The sequence below is a fragment of the Pseudomonas syringae pv. coryli str. NCPPB 4273 genome (genome assembly GCF_000972175.1).
Lineage (GTDB): Bacteria > Pseudomonadota > Gammaproteobacteria > Pseudomonadales > Pseudomonadaceae > Aquipseudomonas > Aquipseudomonas syringae.
Map to the genome: position 1 here is coordinate 23,184 of NZ_AWQP01000037.1, position 22,469 is coordinate 45,652.

Genomic DNA, 22,469 nt, shown 5'->3' on the forward strand with positions numbered 1-22,469 from the left:
TGCCCTGCAGCGGCTTTTGTATTTTCTGAAATAACGAAGTGGAGAGCCGCATGGTTCCCGTAATCGCCCTGGTGGGTCGACCGAACGTCGGCAAGTCCACCATGTTCAACCGCCTGACCAGGACTCGCGACGCCATTGTCGGCGATTTGTCCGGTCTTACCCGTGATCGCCAATACGGAGAGGCGAAGTGGCAAGGGCGCTCCTATATTCTGATCGACACCGGCGGTATCTCCGGTGACGAGCATGGCATGGACGAAAAGATGGCCGAGCAGTCGCTGCTGGCCATTGAAGAAGCCGATGTGGTGCTGTTTCTGGTGGACGCCCGTGCAGGCTACACCGCTGCTGATCAGATGATTGGTGAGCACCTGCGCAAGCGCAACAAGCGTTCCTACGTGGTTGCCAACAAGATCGACAACATCGACGAGAACCTGGCACGCGCCGAGTTCAGCCCGATGGGTCTGGGCGACGCCATTCCGGTGGCCGGTGCCCATGGCCGTGGCATCTCGCAGATGCTCGAAATCGCCCTGCGGGAATTCCCCAGGGACGAGGACGAGCTTGAAGAGGGCGCTGAGGTCGAGGAAGTCGCCGAAGGTCAGGAAGCCAAGCGCATCCCCGGCCCGAGCGAGAAAGATGGCATCAAGATCGCCATCATCGGTCGTCCCAACGTCGGCAAGTCGACGCTGGTCAACCGCATGCTGGGTGAAGACCGGGTTATCGTCTATGACGAGCCAGGCACCACGCGCGACAGTATCTACATTCCCTTCGAGCGTAACGAAGAGAAGTACACGCTGATCGACACCGCCGGTGTGCGCAAGCGCGGCAAGATCCACGAGGAAGTCGAAAAGTTCTCGGTGGTCAAGACGCTGCAGGCCATCAAGGACGCCAACGTGGTGATCTTTGTGATGGACGCCCGCGAAGGTGTGGTCGACCATGACCTGAACCTGCTGGGCTTCGCCCTTGAAGCGGGTCGTGCGCTGGTCATCGCGCTGAACAAGTGGGACGGCATGACGCCTGGCGAACGCGATTTCGTGAAGATCGAGCTGGAGCGCCGGTTGTTCTTCGTCGATTTCGCCGACATCCACTTCATCTCCGCGCTGCACGGCACGGGGGTGGGCAACCTGTATCAGTCGGTACAGAACTCGTTCAAGTCCGCGGTAACGCGCTGGCCAACCAGCCGCCTGACGCAGATTCTCGAAGATGCGGTCAGCGAGCATGCGCCACCAATGGTCGGCAGCCGCCGCATCAAGCTGCGCTACGCTCACCTGGGTGGTGCCAACCCGCCGCTGATCGTGATCCACGGTAACCAGGTCGAGAAGGTACCCAAGTCCTACGTCCGTTATCTGGAAAACACCTATCGGCGTGTGCTCAAGCTGGTCGGTACGCCGATCCGTATCGAGTTCAAGGGCGGCGAGAACCCGTATGAAGGCAACAAGAACACGCTCACCGACCGTCAGGTCAACAAGAAGCGTCGGATGATGTCGCACCACAAGAAGGCCGACAAGAAGCGCCGCGACAAGCGCTGAGTCAGCATCGGGAAAAAGGCGCTTCGGCGCCTTTTTTTGTGTCCGTTTAATGGGCTATCCTGCCTGACCCGTGCCGCCCGGTGCCGGGAGATTGCAGGGAAAGGGTTCCATGATCGACAGCAAGTTGCCCAACGTGGGCACCACTATCTTCACCGTCATGTCACAGCTGGCCGCCGAAACCGGGGCTATCAACCTGTCCCAGGGGTTTCCCGATTTTGACGGGCCGCAGGCGCTGCGTGATGCGGTTTGCCGACACGTCACTCAAGGTCATAACCAATACTCACCGATGACCGGGCTGCCTGCACTTCGTCAGCAAGTCGCGGCAAAGATCGCCCGCAGCTATGGGCGTACGGTCAATCCGGACAGCGAAATCACTATCACACCGGGTGCCACGCAGGCGATTTTCTGTGCGATCCACAGCGTTATTCGCGCTGGCGACGAAGTGATCATTTTCGACCCTTGCTATGACAGCTACGAGCCTGCCGTCGAACTGGCCGGTGGGCGCTGCGTTCATGTGCAACTGGGGCTGGATGACTTCTCCATCGACTGGCAAAAGCTGAGCGATGCGCTGAGCCCGCGTACCCGCATGATCGTCATCAACAGCCCGCACAACCCCAGCGGCGCGTTGATCAGCCGTGCAGAGCTCGATCGGCTGGCCGCGCTGATCGCCGATCGCGACATCTACCTGCTCAGCGACGAAGTCTATGAACACCTGGTGTTCGACGGCGCACGCCATGTCAGTGTGCTTGACCACGAAGCGTTGTATCAGCGCGCCTTCGTCGTCAGCTCGTTCGGCAAGACGTATCACGTTACTGGCTGGAAAACCGGTTACGTGGTCGCGCCGCCTGCGCTGACGTCCGAGCTGCGCAAGGTGCACCAATATGTGAGCTTCTGCGGTGTCACGCCGTTGCAGTACGCATTGGCCGACTTCATGGCCGAACACCCGGAACATGTCGACGAGCTGCCAGGCTTCTATCAGGCCAAGCGTGACTTTTTCTGTGGTCATCTGGCCGAGTCGCGTTTCAGCTTCCGGCCGGTGGGCGGGACTTATTTCCAGTTGGTCGACTACTCGCAGATCAGGCCCGACCTCAACGACGTCGACATGGCCTTGTGGATGACCCGCGAGCATGGTGTGGCGAGCATTCCGATTTCTGTGTTCTACCAGAGCCCGCCAGCAGGGCAGCGCCTGATCCGCCTGTGCTTCGCCAAACAGGAAGAGACGCTACGTCTGGCGGCGGAGAAACTATGCGCGATATAAGCGGGCTGCCGAACCTCAACCTCGCGCTGATCCAGACCACGCTGGCGTGGCATGATCGCGAGGCCAATCTCGAGCATTTCGAGCCATTACTTGATCAGGCGCGCGGCGCGGATCTGGTAATCCTGCCAGAGATGTTCACCACCGGATTCTCGATGGAGTCCGAGGCCCTGTCAGAGCCGGAGGCCGGGCCTACATCGGTATGGCTATTGGCTCAGGCCAAGCGTATCGACGCTGTGGTGACCGGCAGCGTCATGATGCGCGCTGCCGATGGTAGTCATCGCAATCGCCTGCTGTGGGCGCGACCGGATGGTGAGCTGCTGCATTACGACAAGCGCCACCTGTTTCGCATGGCCGGTGAGCACGAGCATTACACGCCGGGTGATCGCCAGGTGATGTTCGAACTCAAAGGCTGGCGCGTGCGCCCGCTGATCTGCTACGACCTGCGCTTTCCGGTCTGGAGCCGTGACGCTCAGGACACCGACCTGTTGCTGTACACCGCCAACTGGCCGGGTGCGCGGCGTCTGCACTGGAATCGCTTGCTGCCTGCCAGAGCCATTGAAAACCTGTGCTATGTGGCGGCAGTCAATCGCGTTGGGTCGGACGGCAAGGGCTTTGCGTACACCGGTGACAGTCAGGTCCTGGATTTCCAGGGCGAGAGCCTGTTGAGCGTGGGCGAAGCGGACGGGGTGTTCAAGGCGACGCTTGGCGCGGCAGACTTGCATGCCTACCGCACACGGTTTCCAGCCGGGCTGGATGCTGATTCGTTTAATATTGAGTAAAAGTACTTCAGAATGTTTCTGATCGGCCGATAGCCTCTCCAGAATTCCTGGAGACCGCCATGACTACCATCAATACATCCACACTGAACACTTACTCGAGCTCGTTGACCTTAGCGATCAAACCTACCGAGGCTGAAACAGCCAAGGCCGCGACTGCTGCTGCCACCACGACTACTGAAACAGAGAAAAGCTCTGATCAGGCGTCCACCGAAGGTGGCAAGGCCGGTGCGGCGGGTGGTGGCGGCAGCGTGGGTGGCTCCAGCGAATCGTCGCTCAATCAGACCATCGAACAGATAAAGCAGCAGATCAAGGACGCTCAGAAGCAACTCGCCGAGCAGAAGGCGCAGCTGGCTGCTGCTCAAAGCGGTAAAGGCTCAGCGGAAGAGAAGGCGCAGAAATCCATGGCGATTCAGGGCCAGATAGCGTCCACCAGCGCCAACTTGCAGACCTTACAAGCGTCGTTGTTGCAACTAGAGACTGAAGGTGGCGTGAATACCACTGCGTGATATCTCCTGCAGAGCGCCCGAAGTGACGCTCATCATGCCCACGCACAGTGTTGCGTGGGCATTCAGCTGCTTGCGCCCCCGATCAGGCGGCGCAGCGTCCAGCGTTGCCTGTCACTCGTTGACGTTCATGAACTTGCGGGCCCACTCTACGTAGTCTTCAGGCTGCGTATAGGTGTGGGTCAGTTCGGTCGCGCTCATGTTCGATTCGCTGCCCAGGATCTGACGCTGCTCGCGCAGGCAGTCATAGGTAGCCTTGATCGCCGCGAAGTACGCCGCGTGACCATGCACGCAGACCCTTACGCCCATCTCGGCAAGGCGCGCGTTGTCGTGCAGTTCCGGGTTGCCGTACGTCACCAGCATCAGCGGCACGGTCACGCCTTCGGATATCTGCGCCAGGTGATCGAAGTCACGAATGCCGACGATGGTAATGCCGTCAGCCCCGGCAGCCTGGTACTGCTGAACCCGGCTGATGGCTTCCTGAACCGGAATGATCGCCGCGTTGGTACGAGCGAAAATCGACATCTCCGGATCGACACGCGCTTCCAGCGCTGCGCGGATCTTGCCAACACCTTCTGCAGTGGAAATCAGGTCAGTGGATTTGCGTCCGAACTGCGCCGGCAGCAGGGTATCTTCGATCGTCAGTGCAGAAATACCGGCACGTTCCAGTTCGACAACGGTGCGCATGACGTTAAGGGCATTGCCATAACCATGGTCTGCGTCCGCGATGACCGGGAGCTGTGCGACACGGCCGATGCGCGTGGCCTGTTCAACGAATTCGCTCAGCGTGATCAGGGCGAAGTCAGGGGCTGCCAGGACTTGCAGCGACGCCACGGAGCCGCCGAGGATGCCTACTTCAAAGCCCAGATCCGCTGCGATTCGCGCTGACATGGGGTCGAACACCGAGGCTGTGTGAAAGCAAGCGTTCGACGAGGTGAGCGCACGGAAGCTGCGGCGCAAATCTTGATGGGAAGCCTTGGGCATAATCGCTCCAAATGTGATTGGATCAGCTCAGCGTACCGAGGCCGATGGTAATTTCAATGCACGGTGGGTCTGCCCGAGCATTCTTTTCGTCCGGAAATCAATGCAATAGTCGTCTTGGTTTTATAGGAAAGGTGCAGCTGGCAGGTAAGTCCGAGCAGGCATCGTCAGCATATGAATTGCTGTTGGATTGGGCGCGCTCTGGAGTAAGGGCAGCATGCTACCACAGCATAAATGAAAAAGATTATGCCGAAACAGGCAGGGTCATGCGCGGAATGCAAGAGGCTGGTGCAGCGTGAGGCGGGGAGGGAAGAGGACGATGCGGATGGCGGACCTGCGTCCGCCATCCGGCTATCGAATCAGGCAGCTTTGGCCTGGGTCTGGCTGAGTGAACGATTCAGGGCACTGAACAGGGCGCGGAAGCTCGCCGTGGTGATGTTTTCATCGATGCCTACACCATGCACGGCGCGTTCGCCATTCACGCGCAGCTCGATGTAGGCGGCCGCCTTGGCGGTGGTACCCGAACCGATCGCATGCTCGTTGTAGTCCATGATTTCCACGGCCAATGGCAGACCGGCGACCAGTGCTTCCAGGGCGCCCTTGCCCTTGCCGCGCCAGTGCTGGGTTTCGCCGTCGACGTGCACCTCGGCATCCACCGAGCTGTTGCCGTTCTCTTCCTGCAACTTATGGCTGATCAGCGCATAAGGAACGTTGGCTTGCAGGTATTCACGACGCAACAGCGAGTGAATCTGCTCGGCCGTCATCTCCAGGCCCAGACGATCGGTTTCACCCTGAACCACCTGGCTGAACTCGATCTGCATGCGGCGTGGCAGGGAAATGCCATATTCCTGTTCCAGCAAGTAAGCGATACCACCTTTGCCCGACTGGCTGTTGACGCGAATCACCGCCTCGTAGCTGCGACCGATGTCGGCCGGGTCAATCGGCAGGTAGGGCACTTCCCACAACTCGCCTTCCTTCTGCTGGGTGAAACCCTTGCGGATCGCATCCTGGTGCGAGCCGGAGAACGCGGTGTGAACCAGGTCGCCAACGTACGGATGACGTGGGTGCACAGGAATCTGGTTGCACTCTTCGACGACTTTGCGCACGCCGTCGATGTCCGAGAAGTCCAGCTCGGGATTGATGCCCTGGGTGTAGAGGTTCAGCGCCACGGTGACCAGGTCGACGTTGCCGGTCCGCTCGCCATTGCCGAACAGGCAGCCTTCGACGCGATCCGCACCGGCCATCAGGCCCAGTTCGGTAGCGGCAACGCCGGTGCCACGGTCGTTGTGGGTATGCAGGCTGATCAGCACGCTGTCGCGGCGGGTAATGTTGCGGCCAAACCACTCGATCTGGTCAGCGTAAATGTTGGGTGTCGCCACTTCCACGGTCGCCGGGAGGTTGAGGATCACCTTGTTCTCGGGCGTCGGGTTCCACACCTCGATCACTGCATCGCAGACTTCCTTGGCGAATTCCAGCTCGGTCGCACTGAAGGTTTCCGGCGAGTACTCGAAGGTCCACTGGGTTTCAGGCTGTTGTGCTGCATATTTGACGAACAGCTTGGCCGCGTTGACCGCGATCTCTTTCACCCCGGCCTTGTCCTGATTGAAGACAATGCGGCGGAACGACGGGCTGGTCGCGTTATACAGGTGGACGATGGCTTTCTTGGCGCCGCGCAGTGATTCGAAGGTGCGGGCGATCAGGTCTTCGCGAGCCTGGGTCAGTACCTGGATGGTGGTGTCATCCGGGATGTGGCCGTCTTCGATCAGGGTACGCACGAAGTCGAAGTCAGTCTGCGAAGCCGATGGAAAGGATGCCTCGATTTCCTTGACGCCAACGCTGACCAGAGTTTTCCAGAAGCGCAGCTTCTTGGCCGCGTCCATCGGCTCGATCAGCGACTGGTTGCCGTCGCGCAGGTCGGAGCTGCACCAGATCGGCGCTGCATCGATGGTCTTCGAAGGCCAGGTGCGGTCAGGCAGATCGATGGTCGGGAACGCGCGGTACTTCTTCGACGGGTCTTTGAGCATGGTCATCAGGAAATCCTTTTGTATTCACGGGGCCGGGGTAGGGCGGCCTGCCGTTCTGGATAGATAGCACAGGGAATTGCGAACACAGGGACGAGGCACAGCAAACTAGCCAGGCAGTCGGGCGCTGACCAGGCTGAGGCACCGGTGTTGGCGCAACAGAATAAGGGTTTGAGAGGTATTCATGAGGCCAACCGTAACCATTGGCATGGATGATGGCAAGCATTTGAAAAAGATTGGAATAAATTCTCGAAAAGGCGTCTTTGGCGATTTTTTATAGCGGGATATGACGCTTTATGTACAGGTTGTTGTTGGACGAAAGCGATGTGCGCAATGAGGGGGCAGGTGAGCGAGCGGGGTAACACTCGCTCACCAACAGACTTACGGCTGAAACGCGCCGATGAAGATCGCCGGGTCCACGCGCGCATCGTTGAGGCTGACGTTCCAGTGCATGTGCGGCCCGGTTGCGCGACCGGTGGCGCCGACTTTGCCGACCACTCCGCCACGCGGAACGAGGTCGCCGACCTTCACGTCGATCTTCGACATGTGGCAAAACATGCTGATGAAGCCTTGCCCGTGATCGACGAATACCGTGTTGCCATTGAAGAAGTAATTGCCGGTCAGGATGACCTTGCCCGCTGCCGGGGATTTGATCGGCGTACCGGCCGGCACCGCGAAGTCGAGGCCCGAATGCGGGTTGCGCTCTTCGCCATTGAAGAAGCGACGCACGCCGAACTTGCTCGACAGCGGGCCGTTGACCGGCTTGTCCAGAATCAGATTGCTTGGCGTGCCTGGGCTGAAGCTGCGGTAGGCGCGCAGTTGCTCGGCCAGTTCGCCCTCGATGCGTTTGTTGTCTTCAGGGTTGGGATTGACCTGACGTTTGTTCTTGAGCGTGATGTGCTGTTCCGGGTATTTCTTGCTGCCAACGGTGAAGTTGAGCGTGCGCCCGCCGGACGTGACTTGCTGGGGGCCGGGTTTGACGGTCAGCGGAATGCCGACGATGGCCAGCCAGCGTGTGCCCTGTTCCTTGACCACCAGCACCGGTTTGCCTTGATAGGTGGCGGTCGGTGCCTGAGCGCCGGTGCCCAGATCGATAACCGCCACGCCGCCGGGCACCGGCTTGTCGAGTGCGCGAGTGATGAAACTGTCAGCGTGGGCCGGGAGGCAGAGCAGCAGGGCGAACAGCGGGGCGATAAAACGTAGCATCAGGCAGTCAGTCCAGAAGGGAGAGGGTCACAGGTGTGAGGTGATTGTCTTCGACGCGCACGTGCAGTTCGCCTTCGCCGAGCCTGGCGGTAAGCCGTTGGCCCGTTTGCGTCTGTGCAGCGTTACGGATCGCGTGGCCGCGCTCGTCGAGCAGGATGCTGTAACCGCGTCCCAGTGTGGCAAGCGGGCTGACCACGTTGAGGGTCTGCACCTGACTTTGCAGTTGTAGCTTGCGTGCCTTGATCTGTTCGCGAATGGCTCTCGGCAGACGCTCGGCCAGGGCATCCAGACGCTGGCGCAAAAAGGCCAGAGTCCGGCCTGGGTGCTGGGCAGCAAGGCGGCTCTGCATGTGCGCCAGACGCAGCTGACGTTGATGCATGTTCTGTTCGAAGGCGCGGCGCAGGCGCATATCCAGGTCGTCCAGCCGTTGCGACTGCTGACGCAAACGTTCGCCAGGGTGGCGCAGACGCCGGGAAATACCCTCAAGACGCAGCCGCTCGCGCATCAGTCGGTCCTGCATGCGGCTGACCAGTCGCCGGTGCAGGTTGTCGACGCGTCGATGCAGGTCGCTGGAATCCGGGGCGAGCAGTTCGGCGGCAGCTGAGGGCGTCGGTGCGCGCACGTCGGCGACAAAGTCGCTGATGGACACATCGGTTTCATGCCCGACAGCGCTGACGATCGGCGTCACGCACGCGTCGATGGCACGGGCGACGGCTTCTTCGTTGAAGCACCAAAGGTCCTCCGGCGAGCCGCCGCCACGGGCCAGGATCAGTGCATCGAAGCCCCTGCTGTCGGCCAGCTTCAGTGCGCGGACAATCTGGTTGATCGCCTCGCGGCCCTGAACGGCTGTGGGAATCAAGGTCAGCTCGACCCGCGGCGCGCGACGGCGGAACACGCTGATGATGTCGCGGATCACCGCACCGGTCGGAGAACTGATAATCCCGATACGCTGCGGGTGCAGCGGCAGCGCGACCTTGCGTTCGGCGCTGAACAGGCCTTCGTCGCTGAGCTTGGCTTTCAGCGCATCGAACGCCAGGCGCAATGCACCATCGCCGGCAGGTTCCACCGTATCGAGAATCAGCTGATAGTCGCCGCGGCCTTCAAACAGCGAAACCTTGCCGCGCACCTTGACCTGTAAGCCGTCCTTGAGCGCCTGACGCACCCGCGCTGCGCTCTGCCGGAACAACGCGCAGCGTACCTGCGCGCCAGAGTCCTTCAGCGTGAAGTACACATGGCCCGATGCCGGGCGCGAGAGGTTGGAGATCTCGCCCTCGACCCAGATGCTGCTGAACACGTCTTCCAGCAGCACGCGGGCGCGGCCGTTGAGCTGGCTGACAGTAAGGACTTCCCGGTCGAGGCCGAGTCTTGCGAAAGGGTCTTTGATCATGTCGGGCATCATAATGGCAATGCCGGTCTGGCGCACAGGTCTGTCTCGTCGGTAAAGGCAGGATTGCTTCTTGACCTGAATGGCCAGCCCATTAAGCTGCGGCCTCGAACAGCTTTAAGCGACGCTCCGTTATGAACACCCAAAGCATCATCGTCCCGCAAATCTCCATCTTTCCCGGGCACGAGGCCAGGGCGCGGCTGATCCTGCGCTGGCTGGTCAAGCTCGATGTGGTCGAGCCGGAGCTGACCACGTGCGGACGCACCTATAACAAGATGGCCTACGCGGTGGCACCGGGCGCGAAGCGGGTGGTGAAAAAGCCCGATGCGTTGCCGTTCGGGCAGGTCGTCAACGGCCTGGAAATCGTCACCAAGCGCTGCATCTATACCCCGCTGAACGACTTTGCCGAAGAGGCCGGTTGCCCGGAGTGTCGCCGTGAAGTGGGGGAGGCGCTGTTCGACAGCCTGGAAGACTGGATGCCCGGTCACACCGATAATTTCACTTGCCCCGAATGCCACCATGAAGATGATATCAACGGCTTTCTTTTTCTCGACGCCTGCGGGTTTTCCAACCTCGGTTTCATCTTCAACAACTGGCTGGATGCGTCGTTCACGCAGACCTTTCTGGATGACTTCGCCGAACGTCTGGATCGCCCGGTCTCCTGCGTTAATGTGCGTCTATAAACAGCTTTGATAATAGGCTGAGGTTTACATTGAGCCGGGCGGGGTCTGTGGGTATAATGGCGCGCTTCCAATTTCCCGCCCGGGAGCCCCCGCGATGCTGCGTATCAGTCAAGAAGCCCTTACATTCGACGACATTCTCCTTGTGCCCGGTTATTCCGAGGTACTCCCTAACGAAGTCAGTCTGAAAACCCGTTTGACCCGTGGCATCGAGCTGAATATACCTTTGGTCTCTGCTGCAATGGATACAGTCACCGAGGCCCGTCTGGCAATTGCCATGGCCCAGGAAGGCGGTATCGGTATCATCCACAAGAACATGACCATCGAGCAGCAAGCTGCCGAAGTGCGCAAGGTCAAGAAGTTCGAGGCCGGCGTCGTCAAGGACCCGATCACGATCGAAGCCGACGCCACTGTCCGCGATCTGTTCGAACTCACCCGCATGCACAACATTTCCGGCGTACCGGTCCTGCACAATGGCGACCTGGTCGGCATCGTGACGTCCCGCGACGTACGCTTCGAAAATCGTCTTGATGTCCCTGTCCGCGAAGTGATGACGCCCAAAGAGCGTCTGGTCACCGTGCGTGAAGGCGCCGACAAGAACGAAGTGCGCGAACTGCTGCACAAGCACCGTCTTGAAAAAGTCCTGATCGTGGATGCCAATTTCGCGCTCAAGGGCATGATGACCGTCAAGGACATCGAGAAAGCCAAGGCTTACCCGCTGGCCAGCAAGGACGATCAGGCTCGCCTGCGTGTCGGCGCTGCAGTCGGTACTGGCAAGGACACCGGCGAACGTGTCACCGCACTGGTCGCGGCTGGCGTTGACGTTGTTGTCGTCGATACCGCTCACGGCCACTCCAAAGGCGTGATCGACCGCGTCCGCTGGGTCAAGGAAAACTTCCCTCAGGTGCAGGTCATCGGCGGCAACATCGCCACTGGCGAAGCAGCCAGGGCACTGGTTGCCGCAGGCGCCGATGCAGTCAAGGTCGGTATCGGCCCGGGCTCCATCTGCACCACGCGTATCGTTGCCGGTGTCGGCGTGCCGCAGATCAGCGCCATCGCCAACGTCTCCGCTGCCCTTGAAGGCACTGGCGTGCCGATGATCGCCGACGGCGGTATCCGCTTCTCCGGTGACCTGTCCAAGGCCATTGTGGCTGGCGCCTCCTGCGTGATGATGGGCTCGATGTTCGCCGGTACTGAAGAAGCGCCAGGCGAGATCGAACTGTTCCAGGGCCGTTCCTACAAGGCCTATCGCGGCATGGGCTCGCTGGGTGCGATGTCCCAGGCCCAAGGCTCGTCCGATCGCTACTTCCAGGATTCGTCCGCAGGTGCCGAGAAGCTGGTGCCGGAAGGCATCGAAGGCCGTGTGGCCTATAAAGGTCCGTTGTCGGCCATCATCCATCAGTTGATGGGCGGCCTGCGTTCCTCCATGGGTTACACCGGCAGTGCCGATATCGAGCAGATGCGTACCAAGCCTGAGTTCGTTCGCATCACCGGTGCCGGTATGGCTGAATCCCACGTCCATGACGTGCAGATCACCAAGGAAGCGCCGAACTATCGCGTTGGTTGATCCGGACTGCATCGGGGTGTTTGCCTCGATGCAGGCCAACAAGTTTCATAGCCGGGGCTGTTGACGCAGCCCCGTGTCGTTTCTGTTTTTTGACGAGAATGAGTCATGGCCCTCGACATTCACGCCCACCGTATCCTGATCCTCGACTTCGGTTCCCAGTACACCCAGCTGATCGCCCGCCGCGTGCGCGAAATCGGCGTGTATTGCGAGCTGCATCCGTTTGACATGGACGACGAAGCGATTCGCGAATTCGCTCCAAAAGGCGTGATCCTCGCCGGCGGCCCCGAGTCCGTACACGAAGCCGACAGCCCGCGCTGCCCGCAAGCGGTATTTGACCTGGGTGTGCCGGTTTTCGGTATCTGCTACGGCATGCAGACCATGGCCGAGCAGTTGGGCGGCAAGGTTGCCGGTTCCGAGCTGCGCGAGTTCGGCTACGCTCGCGTTGACGTAGTCGGCAAAAGCCGTCTGCTTGATGGTATCGAAGACCATATCGACGCCGACGGCCTGTTTGGCCTCGACGTATGGATGAGTCACGGTGACAAGGTCACCAAACTGCCGGAAAACTTCCACATTCTGGCCAGCACCCCGAGCTGCCCGATTGCCGGTATGGCTGACGACGCTCGCGGTTACTACGGCGTGCAGTTCCACCCGGAAGTGACCCACACCAAGCAGGGCGGTCGCATCCTGTCGCGCTTCATCCTCGACATCTGCGGCTGTGAAGCACTGTGGACCCCTTCGAAGATTGCTGAAGACGCTATCGCTCAGGTTCGCGCTCAGGTCGGTACTGACAACGTGTTGCTGGGCCTGTCCGGCGGCGTTGACTCCTCCGTGGTCGCGGCGCTGCTGCACAAGGCCATCGGCGATCAGCTGACCTGCGTATTCGTCGACAACGGCCTGCTGCGTCTGCATGAAGGCGAGCAAGTGATGGCCATGTTCGCCGAGAACATGGGCGTCAAGGTGATCCGCGCCAACGCCGAAGAGCAGTTCCTGAACAACCTGGCAGGCGAGAGCGATCCAGAGAAGAAGCGCAAGATCATCGGCCGCACCTTCATCGACGTGTTCGATGCCGAGTCCTGCAAGCTGGACAACATCAAGTACCTGGCGCAAGGCACCATCTACCCGGACGTCATCGAGTCGGCTGGCGCGAAAAGCGGCAAGGCCCACGTCATCAAGTCGCACCACAACGTGGGCGGCCTGCCGGAAGAAATGAACCTCAAGCTGGTCGAGCCACTGCGCGAGCTGTTCAAGGACGAAGTCCGCCGCCTGGGCCTCGAACTCGGCCTGCCCTACGACATGGTCTACCGCCACCCATTCCCAGGCCCAGGCCTGGGCGTGCGCATCCTCGGCGAAGTGAAGAAGGAATACGCCGACCTCCTGCGTCGTGCCGACCACATCTTCATCGAAGAACTGCGCAAGGCCGACTGGTACCACAAGGTCAGCCAGGCATTTGTCGTGTTCCAGCCAGTCAAATCAGTCGGCGTCGTCGGCGACGGCCGCCGCTACGCCTGGGTCGTCGCGCTGCGTGCGGTGGAAACCATCGACTTCATGACCGCTCGTTGGGCACACCTGCCTTATGAGCTGCTGGAGACGGTGAGCGGCCGGATCATCAACGAGATCGAAGGGATTTCGCGGGTGACTTATGATGTGTCGAGCAAGCCGCCGGCTACTATTGAGTGGGAGTGATTGGGTGGCTGGTATTTTCCGGCACCCACTAGCAAGAAATGCTCTGGAGCCCGCGTAATTGCGGGCTTTTGGTTTTTTGGGGTTGGTGAATTCTGGCAGCTTTGTACATCATCAAGCACCGTGTTTGTACTGCGTGATTTATCAGACGATCTCGGCCTGCAAAAAAAATCAGCGCGACTTAACGCCTACACAAAGCAATCCTTCGCCGTCGTCATAACGAACGACGCCGTCCTTTGCCAACCCCAAACCACCTCATTTGAAACTGATCTGAAGTTCGAGGAAAATCGCTACGGAAAATCCGCTCAAAGGCACCCCAAGCCCCTAACGTCAACGCCGGCGTAGCCCAGCAAAAAGAGTCAATATTCGCATCCGCCCAAACCAAGGACTCCATTCATGAAATTCCGATTTTCTCTCAGTTCATCTTTCCTGATCATGTTGTCGCTGACAGGATGCGTAGCGAATATGCATGCTCCAAAGCACGATCAGCCTGGAGAAAGCGCGCTTTACGGCAATTGGCATGTTGCAGGTGTAGCGGTATCAGACTCTGGCGTGCAGGCACTGGGGGATGATGATCCGAGCTTTATGGGGCGACGTCTCAGTTTCAATCACGACCAGCTTGCTTGGAAAGCGTCAGCAGGCTCAACGGAAGATGTGTGCAAGGGACCTGTTTTTCATAAGCTTCCGGCGATGACTGGAGCTGAACTGGAGCCGCAACTCCACAAGCTTGGCATCGAGAAAGCTGTGCGCTATAGCGTTGAATGCAAATCTGGAAGCTGGGGTCCTTTTGATAAAGAAACGCCGGCATTTTTCCTGGCACAGGACGGGTCGTTAGCTCTTTCCTGGTATGACGGCGGACTGCTGAAGCTGGTGCGAGACTGATCAAAGGCGGGTCACGCTGCCGCCGATGACACGAACCTGTGAGCCCATGGGAGGGCGTGATTTTCGCGTCCGCGAGCATACGGAGGAGTGTACAGTCGCCTGCATCGTGACATGGCTGAGACTGTCTTTTCAGAAAGTCTCAGCCACTGCCTCCACCGGCCAGTTATTTATCCCGCAGAAGCGACACCACATCCATCCAATCAATCAATAACTCATCTGCCCGGAAAAACAGTCGACTTGGGCTTCTCATAAAACACCGTCTCACCCGGTGTTCGATCCATCACATCAATCAGCTTGAGCCAGGTATCCAGATCATCCGTGCTGATCTTCGTATCGCGCTTGTCTTTCTTCCAGAGGTTATCCAGCAAATCGAAGAAGCCTTGGTCACTAAGAATAAACTCGGCCGCAGCTTTTTCCTTCTCGTCGCCGCCACTCAGAATCTTCTCGAAGTCCTTTTTGCTGACGATATCGTCCTTGCCGTTCCATTCGTCCCACTTCTCGCGGATGGTTTCGATCTCTTCCTTGTGCGCGTCGTAGTACGCCTTGTTGTAAACGTCCATCGGCAAGCCGTTGGTGTTCTCGCCGACGATGCCGTTTTTATCCTTGTGCGAGCTTTCGTCCAGACGAATCATTGACGAGCCCTGATCCTGCGGGGTTTCCTGGAAGTGTTTCCACTCTTCGGTCTGGTAGTCGAATATGCTTTGATCGTCGGGTGCATCCCGGCCTTCGTATTCGTAGAAGCTGTAGCGCCCGTATTCAAGCTTGTCGCCCCAGTCGTCCTGCGCGAAGCCCAGTTCGGCCTGATCCTTGAACCACTGGCCTTCCTTGTCAGTGGCCTTTTGTTTCTTCTGATGATCCACGAACACGCTGATGATGCCGGTAATGATCCCCAGGCCCGCCGTCACCAGAAATAGCGGCGCGGTTGCACCGGCGATGGCGCCGATAGGGCCGAGCAAACCGGCGATCCCGATCCCGGCGGCGGCTGTGCCCGCCACACCTGAAACAATTTGCAGGCTGCCATTGGCAATTGCCAGATCGCTGCCGGACTTGATGCCATCCTTGATGGCAATCCCGCCCATGACGATGTCGGCGATGCTCATGATGTCCGGTGCTACGCCGAGTACCTTGACCACTGAACCGGCAATGCGCGCAGAGACGCCGGACACCACTTTGTCCGCTCCTTCCGGTGCGGCACTTTGAACGCCTTGTGCAACAGATTGTGGGTCTACCAGGCCCGCACCCCCTGCATTACCCGCCACGGCCTGGCCGACCGAGTTGCGCATGTTATCGACGATGTCATCAGCCGGGATTGGTTGATTATCGGCTTCGAGCATCACGTTGATCGACTCGCGATCGATCTCGTCGCTGCCAAGCATTTCACTCAGGTTGACCCGATCGTTTTCCGCCGGGACCGGCTGACCGTTGCGCTCCAGCTGGTCCTCAATGCCGGCAGCAAACGCTTCACGGGTTGGCGGGGTGATGTCTTGTGCGACGAAGCGCTGCACGGCATCGTCGTAGAGTTCGTACAACGAGTCGCTGTAGCTGGCGTAACCGGAGCCGGAAGCAGAGTCCGGAACCGGCGTGCTGGCAGCACGCTCCACCTCGACGGCCATATTGTTCAGGCTTTCAGCATCCAGGGCGGGGAGGTCGACTGATGCGCGCTGAGAATTGATGCTTTGCACCACCGCATCCTGATCGATATTCAGCCTCAGATCTTCGGCCAGTTCGTTCAGATTGCCGTACTTCGAATAATCTGCGGGCGGAGTGCCGCCAGATCGGGTCACGATCTCGTCCAGCAATTCGCGACTGACGTCCTCGGAAAGCGAGCCGGCGTCGTTGACCTCATTGATCAGGCCAATCTGATCCATTACGTCGCCGATACTGCTACCTGCTCTGATGCTGTCCAGCTCATAAACGCTGGCCAGTCGGTTCTCCAGACCGTCCGCAACGTCTGGCACGTTATTGGCAGCCTGCGCCGTTTCAATCTTTTTGCCCCACAAACCTTCCTTGCCCCAGATCTCCGGGATGCTCTTGCTCAGCCCGAGCAAATCCGCAGTTTTGGTGTGGGTCATCAAATCAAAGATGCCAGTCTTTTCAAACTGCGCACCGGAGCCCAGGAAGGTGATGAAGTCCTTGGCGATAGCCAGGCGTTCCAGTGGATCATCAGCAAGTTGGCCGTTCTTGGCCGTCAGCATATAGATAGCGCCACCGAGAGAGGTGAAGCCCGCAGCGGTGCCGAATACGCCGCTCTGATTAAGCTTGCCGATGGCTTTCTTGAAGCCTTCCTTGTCTTCGGCACCCACGTATTTACCTGCCAGGTTTTCCTCGAGCTGCGCCTGAGTCATTTCGCCTGATTTGACCTTGGCCATCTGGTCCGAAAAATCGCTGAGTTTGGTTTTGTCTTGTAGCAACTCGTTGATGAATTTCTCGATCGTCTCCTGAGTACGGCGGGGTATATCCGCCATACCTTTGATTCCCTGCTTAAGTGCAGAGAAAATGTCCTTCAGGGCCAGTTCTTTATATTCATCCGGGATGCCGCCAGGGTCGGCCATCAACTTGTCGACTTCGGCCATGACGCTGTTTTTCTGCAGTTCATTCTGGGCGTCTTTTGCCAATTGCGGATCGAGCAGTTCCAGACTGGAAAGCAGGCGGGCTACATCGGATTGTCCTTCGGACTTTTTACCGGCTTTATCCAGATCAGAGAGGTAGTCGACAAACTCCCTGCTGACCAACTTGTCGTGCAGGTCCTTGGCCAACGCTTCCTTATCGCCACCGCTGACTTTCTCGATGGCCGAGTCCATCTCGGCCTGGTATTCCTTGCCGATCTTGTCCTTCTCGCCATTGCCATTGGCAAACAGCTCCGTCAACGCTTTATCGATGTTATTGCCGTCGAGGATGTCCTGCATATCGGCGCTTGTCAGGGTTTCGCCTTCGCTATCGAACCTGCGCCAGGACTCGGCGCCGCGGGGTTCTTCGATATAAGGCGTGATGGTGCGTCCACTTTCCATCCCGGCCTTGGCCTGGATCGCCATGACCAGTTTGTAAACGTCGCTGTCTTTGTCGACTTTCTTGTCATCGACCAGCTTCTGATACTTGTCCATCAGGTTTTTGGTGGCCAGCTCGACCACGGTCAGGTCTTCGGAGTCCTTGTCTTTCTCGTCAGACTTCACGCCTGTGGGTTTACTGAGAATATCCAGTTCATCGAGATTGCCCAGGCCGTGTTCGTCACGGATCTTCTGCACGTCGCCCTGAACCCCGGAACTGCTCTTGTCGGCAACCCGGTCATACAGTTCCTTGTTCTGATATTCGGAGACCACGTATTGCTTGCCATCGCGGCTCTCGAACTCGATCACGCCGTTGCCCAGTTCGTCCTTGGTGCCGGCTTTGATGATGTCGTGATCCGCGACATAGACATTCTCATCTGCCACTTCGCGCCCGTTGTTATTGACGCGGTTTTCCACGGTAACGCGCGAGAGGCCCATTTGCTGCGCCGCAGTGAACAATTCCGGTGTGAGTGCTTTTGAAACAGTGACCTTCTCGCCATCCTGTTTGACGTAAGTGACCACCTCGGCTGTTTCCAGCTGACCTTGCCATTCGAAATTCTTGATATCGCCCCAAGCAGGTAGCTCGGTGTTTCGATCTGCGATCGGGGTCCCGTCGGCGATAGCTTTTTCGACCTGAGATTTCTGTGTCGGAGACTGGCTCAGGTCATCGAGTTGTTTGAGAAACTGATACAACTTCGGATTGGTCGACGCCGCCACGACAACACCTTGCCCATCACGCTCGTAACGCATGTCACCTTTGTCCGTGACCGAAACAGCGGTGCCCTCAATCGGCGGCCATTGCTCATTGTCGGTCGCGGTGCGGTCTGGCTTTTTCTGCTCATCGCCTTTGGCGGAGACAATGCTGCGCTTAAGCCTCGACTCGAAATCTGCAAGACCTTCGCGGGGGAGCGTGTCGTTTTTGGGCGTGATGTTCATGAGCGCCTCGTCAGTTAAGGCGAGCCTTGAAAGGTAAGGCCGCAAGAAAGCGAAAAAAGGAGTTCTCCGATTCTTACTGCGATCACCTGCAAATCGTTGTGAAAAGTTGTGAAACGTTGTGATAACGCCCCGTGCGATAGTGGCGTTGTCATAGTCCTGCAGGTGAGTCTGAATATTCGTTCGAAGTGCCAGCGCGAGCAGCCACTGGTGCTTTTTACCAGCAGCTCACCGCCGAAATACTGCCGTTAACAGCCCTGCATCGCGCCTGGCACCGTTGGTGTGGAAGGCGTTTGGCATGCAGGCAAAGCTGGAGGACTACCGCGCCAATCTTCCGCCTGATACAGAGCCGGCCTACATCGAATGGCTGGAGCGGGTGAGCCAGGCATAGCGGTTGATTGATGCAAAAAGCCGGAGCGGGCGTCACTGCCTTGCCCGGCTTTTTTACGCCTCGTGGTATCCACCCTTATCTTTACGCAAATGCAGGTGTATCGTATTCGCCCCTCGCATTTGCTCGCAGATGCGCTCAGTCGTCGTTTTCGAGGTTGCGCCGTTCATGTCCTTTACCCGTCGTCAAATCCTTACAGGCATCGCCGGTCTGGCCGTAGTCGGTCTTGGCGCGGGTGGTGCTTCGCGTTACTGGATGGGGCGTCGCGAGTCTGAAGCGGGTACGGACTTTGTGCTGATCGCCGCGCCGCTGGATGTGGAACTGGTGCCTGGCCACAAGACGCCTGCCTGGGCCTTCGGCGGCTCTGCGCCGGGCACGGAATTGCGCGTGCGCCAAGGCGAGTGGCTGCGGCTGCGTTTCATCAATCAGTTGCCGGTCGAGACGACCATTCACTGGCATGGCATTCGCTTGCCGCTGGAGATGGACGGCGTGCCGTATGTGTCGCAGTTGCCGGTCAAGCCGGGTGAATACTTCGATTACAAATTCCGTGTGCCGGACGCGGGTAGCTACTGGTATCACCCGCACGTCAGCAGCAGTGAAGAGCTGGGCCGCGGGCTGGTCGGGCCGCTGATTATCGAAGAACGCGAGCCGACCGGTTTTGCCCATGAGCGCACGGTCAGTCTGAAAAGCTGGCACGTGGACGAGCAGGGCGCCTTTACCGAGTTCAGTGTGTTGCGTGAAGCGGCGCGTGAAGGCACGGCTGGTCGATTGTCGACGCTGAACGGTATTCCGCAGGCGGTGATTGAGTTGCCTGCCGGGCAGATCACACGCGTGCGCTTGCTCAATCTCGACAATACCGTGACTTATCGGCTCAACCTGCCGGACGCCGAAGCGCAGATCTATGCGCTGGATGGCAACCCGGTGAAACCGCGTCCCTTCGGCGATGAATACTGGCTGGGGCCGGGCATGCGCATCTGTCTGGCGATCAAGGCTCCGCCGGCGGGCGAGGAGATCTCGCTGCGTAACGGTCCGGTGCGCCTGGGTACGTTTCGCTCGGTCGCCAATAACGACGCGCCCGGCCAGTGGCCGCCCGAGCTGCCGGCCAATCCGGTGGCCGAGCCTGATATGGATAACGCCGAGAAGATCAATTTCAACTTCGAGTGGGTGGGCTCGATGTCGGTCAACACCGACAATGGCAAGCCGCCCAGCCTGTGGCAGATCAATGGCGAAGCGTGGGACATTACCGACAAGACCTGCGCCGATCGACCTATCGCCAGGTTGAAGCTGGGCAAGAGCTATATCTTCGAGCTGAAGAACATGACTCAGTATCAACACCCGATTCACCTGCACGGCATGAGTTTCAAGGTGATCGCCTCCAATCGGCGCAAGATCATCCCGTACTTTACCGACACCTTCTTGCTGGGTCGTAACGAGCGGGCGCGGGTTGCATTGGTTGCCGATAACCCCGGTGTATGGATGTTCCATTGCCACGTGATCGATCACATGGAAACCGGCCTGATGGCCGCCATCGAGGTGGCATGATGCGGCAACCGCAGATCATCGACCGCAGCAAGGATCATTACTTCATGCGCGAGGCGCTGGCGCTCGCCGCGCAAGGCGCGCTGCTGGGTGAGGTGCCCGTCGGGGCAGTGGTGGTGCAGAACGGCGAGATCATCGGTCGCGGTTACAACTGCCCGATCAGCGGCAGCGACCCCAGCGCGCATGCTGAAATGGTCGCGATTCGTGACGCCGCCAAGGCGCTGGACAATTATCGCCTGCCGGGCAGCACGCTCTACGTGACGCTGGAGCCGTGCAGCATGTGCGCGGGGCTGATCGTCCATTCACGGATGGCGCGCGTGGTCTACGGGGCGCTCGAGCCCAAGGCGGGCATCGTGCAGAGCCAGGGGCAGTTTTTCAGTCAGGCATTTCTCAATCACCGCGTGCTGTTCGAAGGCGGGGTGCTGGGCGAGGAGTGCGGGACGATGTTGAGCGAGTTTTTCAGAATGCGACGGGCAGCCAAGGACGCTTGCAAAGGCCAAGGCAACGTTTAGAGCGCAGATTCGTCCGTGCTGTTGGACGAGGGGACGGGAGAGGCTGGCGGGACGGGCGGTTGGGTCTTGTCGACGCCAGGAACATGCAGATTGCCATCGGCGACCTGACTCCCTTCAAGCTGGGGCTGCGTCACCCAGGTCAGAATGTCGTAATAACGGCGAATGTTGGCCACGAAATGCACTGGCTCACCGCCTCGGGCATAGCCGTAACGCGTTTTGCTGTACCACTTCTTCTGTGCCAGACGCGGCAGCATTTTTTTCACGTCGAGCCATTTATCAGGATTCAGCCCCTCGTTTTGGGCCAATTTGCGAGCATCTTCGAGGTGACCGCTGCCAATGTTGTAGGAAGCGAGAGCGAGCCACGTACGATCCGGCTCTTTAATCGAGTCGTCCAGCTGATCCTTGATGTAGGCAAAATACTTTGCCCCGCCCTGAATGCTTTGGCGTGCGTCCAGCCTGTTGGATACGCCCATGGCTTGCGCGGTGTTCTGGGTGAGCATCATCAGGCCGCGCACGCCGGTTTTCGAGGTCACGGTCGGCTGCCACATCGATTCCTGATAGCCGATGGCGGCCAGCAGTCTCCAGTCGACCTGTTCTTTCTTGGCCGATGTCTGGAAGTGCTTTTCGTATTTGGGCAGGCGTTCCTGAAGGTGCTGGGCAAAGGTATAGGCACCCACATAGCCGAGTACGTCGACATGGCCGTAGTAACGGTCCTTCAGGCGTTGCAGCGTGCCGTTCTTTTCGACCTTGTCGAGGTAGGCGTTGATTTCGTTGAGCAGGCTGTTGTCTTCACCCGGCGCGACGGCCCAGCGCTGTGCACGGGCTTCGCCCAGGTCGAAGGCGACGCGCACGTTGGGGAAGTAGACCTGGTTCATTGCCAGCTCATTGGAGTCGACCAGGGTCAGGTCGATCTGGCCTTCGTCGACCATGCGCAGGAGATCAACGACCTCGACCGCGTCAGATTCTTCATATTCAATGCGGGGATTCTGCGCCTTGAGCGCCGCCAGTTGCTCGGCATGCGCGCTGCCTTTGAGCACCACGATGCGCTTGCCCACCAGATCGCCGGGATCGGTCGGCCGCGACTGGCCGTTGCGATAGACCACCTGAGGGGTGACTTCCAGATAGGAATGCGAGAAACGCGCCTGCAATTTGCGCTTTGGCGTCTCGATCAGGCCGGCGGCACCGAGTACCGGACCACCCGGTTTGTTCATCTGGTCGAAAAGATCGTCCAGATTGTCAGCCGTTTCTATCTTCAATTCGACGCCCAGGTCCTCGGCAAAGCGCTTGACCAGCTCGTATTCGAAGCCGGTTTCACCGTTGCGATCCTGGAAATAAGTCGCCGGGCTGTTGCGGGTGATCACCCGCAGTACGCCGTCCTCCTTGACTCGCTCCAGTGTGGTGGGTTTTTCCACACAGGCGCCGAGCATCAGGAAGAGTCCGGTTGCGATGAGCCATTTGGCGCAACGTGGGCGGAAATCTGGTTTGAAGAACATCGGTGCAGTATACGCAAAGCGCACCGGGCGCCATATCTCGACAGTGAAGCTTGCGTCTGATAGGCGAGTGGCTTTTACCGGCATTTCCGGAGTTTT

Annotated in this window: 16 protein-coding genes; 10 read left to right on the forward strand and 6 right to left on the reverse strand. The window is 59.0% G+C overall.

Annotated features, from left to right (window positions below):
• The first annotated feature begins 50 nt into the window (after positions 1 to 50).
• The 4 genes from der (at position 51) to P406_RS15650 (ending at position 4,066) form a co-directional block, all read left to right on the forward strand.
• Entirely contained in the window at positions 51 to 1,523 is a 1,473-nt protein-coding gene (gene der / locus P406_RS15635; RefSeq protein WP_003409123.1) for a ribosome biogenesis GTPase Der, read from the forward strand.
• Between the two features lie 109 nt (positions 1,524 to 1,632).
• Positions 1,633 to 2,781, forward strand: coding sequence for a pyridoxal phosphate-dependent aminotransferase (locus P406_RS15640; RefSeq protein ID WP_046236679.1), 1,149 nt, complete (start codon positions 1,633 to 1,635; stop codon positions 2,779 to 2,781).
• Positions 2,769 to 3,560, forward strand: coding sequence for an amidohydrolase (locus P406_RS15645; protein ID WP_046236680.1), 792 nt, complete (start codon positions 2,769 to 2,771; stop codon positions 3,558 to 3,560). The genes P406_RS15640 and P406_RS15645 overlap by 13 nt, the downstream gene beginning before the upstream one ends.
• A 59-nt stretch (positions 3,561 to 3,619) precedes the next feature.
• Positions 3,620 to 4,066 (forward strand): FlxA-like family protein, encoded by a 447-nt coding sequence (locus tag P406_RS15650; protein ID WP_046236681.1) that lies wholly within the window; start codon positions 3,620 to 3,622, stop codon positions 4,064 to 4,066.
• 111 nt (positions 4,067 to 4,177) lie between these two features.
• Here P406_RS15650 and P406_RS15655 read toward each other — a convergent pair whose 3' ends face one another.
• From P406_RS15655 to xseA, 4 genes are all read right to left on the reverse strand, one after another.
• Positions 4,178 to 5,047, reverse strand: a complete 870-nt coding sequence (locus P406_RS15655; protein ID WP_003314188.1) for an oxaloacetate decarboxylase — start codon at positions 5,045 to 5,047, stop codon at positions 4,178 to 4,180.
• A gap of 356 nt (positions 5,048 to 5,403) precedes the next feature.
• Positions 5,404 to 7,074: a 2-isopropylmalate synthase gene (leuA, locus tag P406_RS15660; protein ID WP_003409127.1), complete on the reverse strand. Its 1,671-nt coding sequence runs from the start codon at positions 7,072 to 7,074 to the stop codon at positions 5,404 to 5,406.
• 372 nt (positions 7,075 to 7,446) lie between these two features.
• A complete protein-coding gene (locus P406_RS15665; RefSeq protein ID WP_046236682.1) occupies positions 7,447 to 8,271 on the reverse strand; it encodes a M23 family metallopeptidase in 825 nt (274 codons plus the stop codon).
• 7 nt (positions 8,272 to 8,278) lie between these two features.
• A complete protein-coding gene (gene xseA, locus P406_RS15670; RefSeq protein ID WP_162234453.1) occupies positions 8,279 to 9,658 on the reverse strand; it encodes an exodeoxyribonuclease VII large subunit in 1,380 nt (459 codons plus the stop codon).
• Positions 9,659 to 9,789: 131 nt separating this feature from the next.
• On the opposite strand from xseA, the gene P406_RS15675 reads away from it, so the two are divergent.
• From P406_RS15675 to P406_RS15690, 4 genes are all read left to right on the forward strand, one after another.
• Positions 9,790 to 10,338, forward strand: a complete 549-nt coding sequence (locus tag P406_RS15675; protein ID WP_046236683.1) for a hypothetical protein — start codon at positions 9,790 to 9,792, stop codon at positions 10,336 to 10,338.
• 94 nt (positions 10,339 to 10,432) lie between these two features.
• Positions 10,433 to 11,902 carry an IMP dehydrogenase gene (guaB, locus tag P406_RS15680; protein ID WP_003314194.1) on the forward strand — a complete coding sequence of 490 codons (1,470 nt, stop codon included), beginning with the start codon at positions 10,433 to 10,435 and terminating at the stop codon, positions 11,900 to 11,902.
• Between the two features lie 105 nt (positions 11,903 to 12,007).
• The gene (gene guaA, locus P406_RS15685) at positions 12,008 to 13,585 is read left to right on the forward strand and encodes a glutamine-hydrolyzing GMP synthase (protein ID WP_004406449.1); all 1,578 of its coding nucleotides are present in this window, start codon (positions 12,008 to 12,010) and stop codon (positions 13,583 to 13,585) included.
• A 393-nt stretch (positions 13,586 to 13,978) separates the two neighbouring features.
• Positions 13,979 to 14,464: a hypothetical protein gene (locus P406_RS15690; protein WP_046236684.1), complete on the forward strand. Its 486-nt coding sequence runs from the start codon at positions 13,979 to 13,981 to the stop codon at positions 14,462 to 14,464.
• 212 nt (positions 14,465 to 14,676) lie between these two features.
• Here the strand turns inward: P406_RS15690 and P406_RS15695 are convergent, their stop codons facing one another.
• Complete coding sequence (locus P406_RS15695) at positions 14,677 to 18,444, reverse strand: hypothetical protein (RefSeq protein WP_046236685.1); 3,768 nt, start codon at positions 18,442 to 18,444, stop codon at positions 14,677 to 14,679.
• A 553-nt stretch (positions 18,445 to 18,997) separates the two neighbouring features.
• On the opposite strand from P406_RS15695, the gene P406_RS15700 reads away from it, so the two are divergent.
• Positions 18,998 to 20,371, forward strand: a complete 1,374-nt coding sequence (locus tag P406_RS15700) for a multicopper oxidase family protein (protein ID WP_046236767.1) — start codon at positions 18,998 to 19,000, stop codon at positions 20,369 to 20,371.
• Positions 20,371 to 20,880, forward strand: a complete 510-nt coding sequence (gene tadA, locus P406_RS15705; protein ID WP_046236768.1) for a tRNA adenosine(34) deaminase TadA — start codon at positions 20,371 to 20,373, stop codon at positions 20,878 to 20,880. The genes P406_RS15700 and tadA overlap by 1 nt, the downstream gene beginning before the upstream one ends.
• Here tadA and mltF read toward each other — a convergent pair.
• Positions 20,877 to 22,373, reverse strand: coding sequence for a membrane-bound lytic murein transglycosylase MltF (gene mltF / locus P406_RS15710; protein ID WP_046236686.1), 1,497 nt, complete (start codon positions 22,371 to 22,373; stop codon positions 20,877 to 20,879). The genes tadA and mltF overlap by 4 nt on opposite strands.
• Positions 22,374 to 22,469: the final 96 nt, after the last annotated feature.

Coding starts and splice junctions, on each gene's coding strand:
- der (WP_003409123.1), top strand. CDS start 51: ATGGTTCCCGTAATCGCCCTGGTGGGTCGACCGAACGTCGGCAAGTCC.
- P406_RS15640 (WP_046236679.1), top strand. CDS start 1,633: ATGATCGACAGCAAGTTGCCCAACGTGGGCACCACTATCTTCACCGTC.
- P406_RS15645 (WP_046236680.1), top strand. CDS start 2,769: ATGCGCGATATAAGCGGGCTGCCGAACCTCAACCTCGCGCTGATCCAG.
- P406_RS15650 (WP_046236681.1), top strand. CDS start 3,620: ATGACTACCATCAATACATCCACACTGAACACTTACTCGAGCTCGTTG.
- P406_RS15655 (WP_003314188.1), bottom strand. CDS start 5,047: ATGCCCAAGGCTTCCCATCAAGATTTGCGCCGCAGCTTCCGTGCGCTC.
- leuA (WP_003409127.1), bottom strand. CDS start 7,074: ATGACCATGCTCAAAGACCCGTCGAAGAAGTACCGCGCGTTCCCGACC.
- P406_RS15665 (WP_046236682.1), bottom strand. CDS start 8,271: ATGCTACGTTTTATCGCCCCGCTGTTCGCCCTGCTGCTCTGCCTCCCG.
- xseA (WP_162234453.1), bottom strand. CDS start 9,658: ATGATCAAAGACCCTTTCGCAAGACTCGGCCTCGACCGGGAAGTCCTT.
- P406_RS15675 (WP_046236683.1), top strand. CDS start 9,790: ATGAACACCCAAAGCATCATCGTCCCGCAAATCTCCATCTTTCCCGGG.
- guaB (WP_003314194.1), top strand. CDS start 10,433: ATGCTGCGTATCAGTCAAGAAGCCCTTACATTCGACGACATTCTCCTT.
- guaA (WP_004406449.1), top strand. CDS start 12,008: ATGGCCCTCGACATTCACGCCCACCGTATCCTGATCCTCGACTTCGGT.
- P406_RS15690 (WP_046236684.1), top strand. CDS start 13,979: ATGAAATTCCGATTTTCTCTCAGTTCATCTTTCCTGATCATGTTGTCG.
- P406_RS15695 (WP_046236685.1), bottom strand. CDS start 18,444: ATGAACATCACGCCCAAAAACGACACGCTCCCCCGCGAAGGTCTTGCA.
- P406_RS15700 (WP_046236767.1), top strand. CDS start 18,998: ATGTCCTTTACCCGTCGTCAAATCCTTACAGGCATCGCCGGTCTGGCC.
- tadA (WP_046236768.1), top strand. CDS start 20,371: ATGCGGCAACCGCAGATCATCGACCGCAGCAAGGATCATTACTTCATG.
- mltF (WP_046236686.1), bottom strand. CDS start 22,373: ATGTTCTTCAAACCAGATTTCCGCCCACGTTGCGCCAAATGGCTCATC.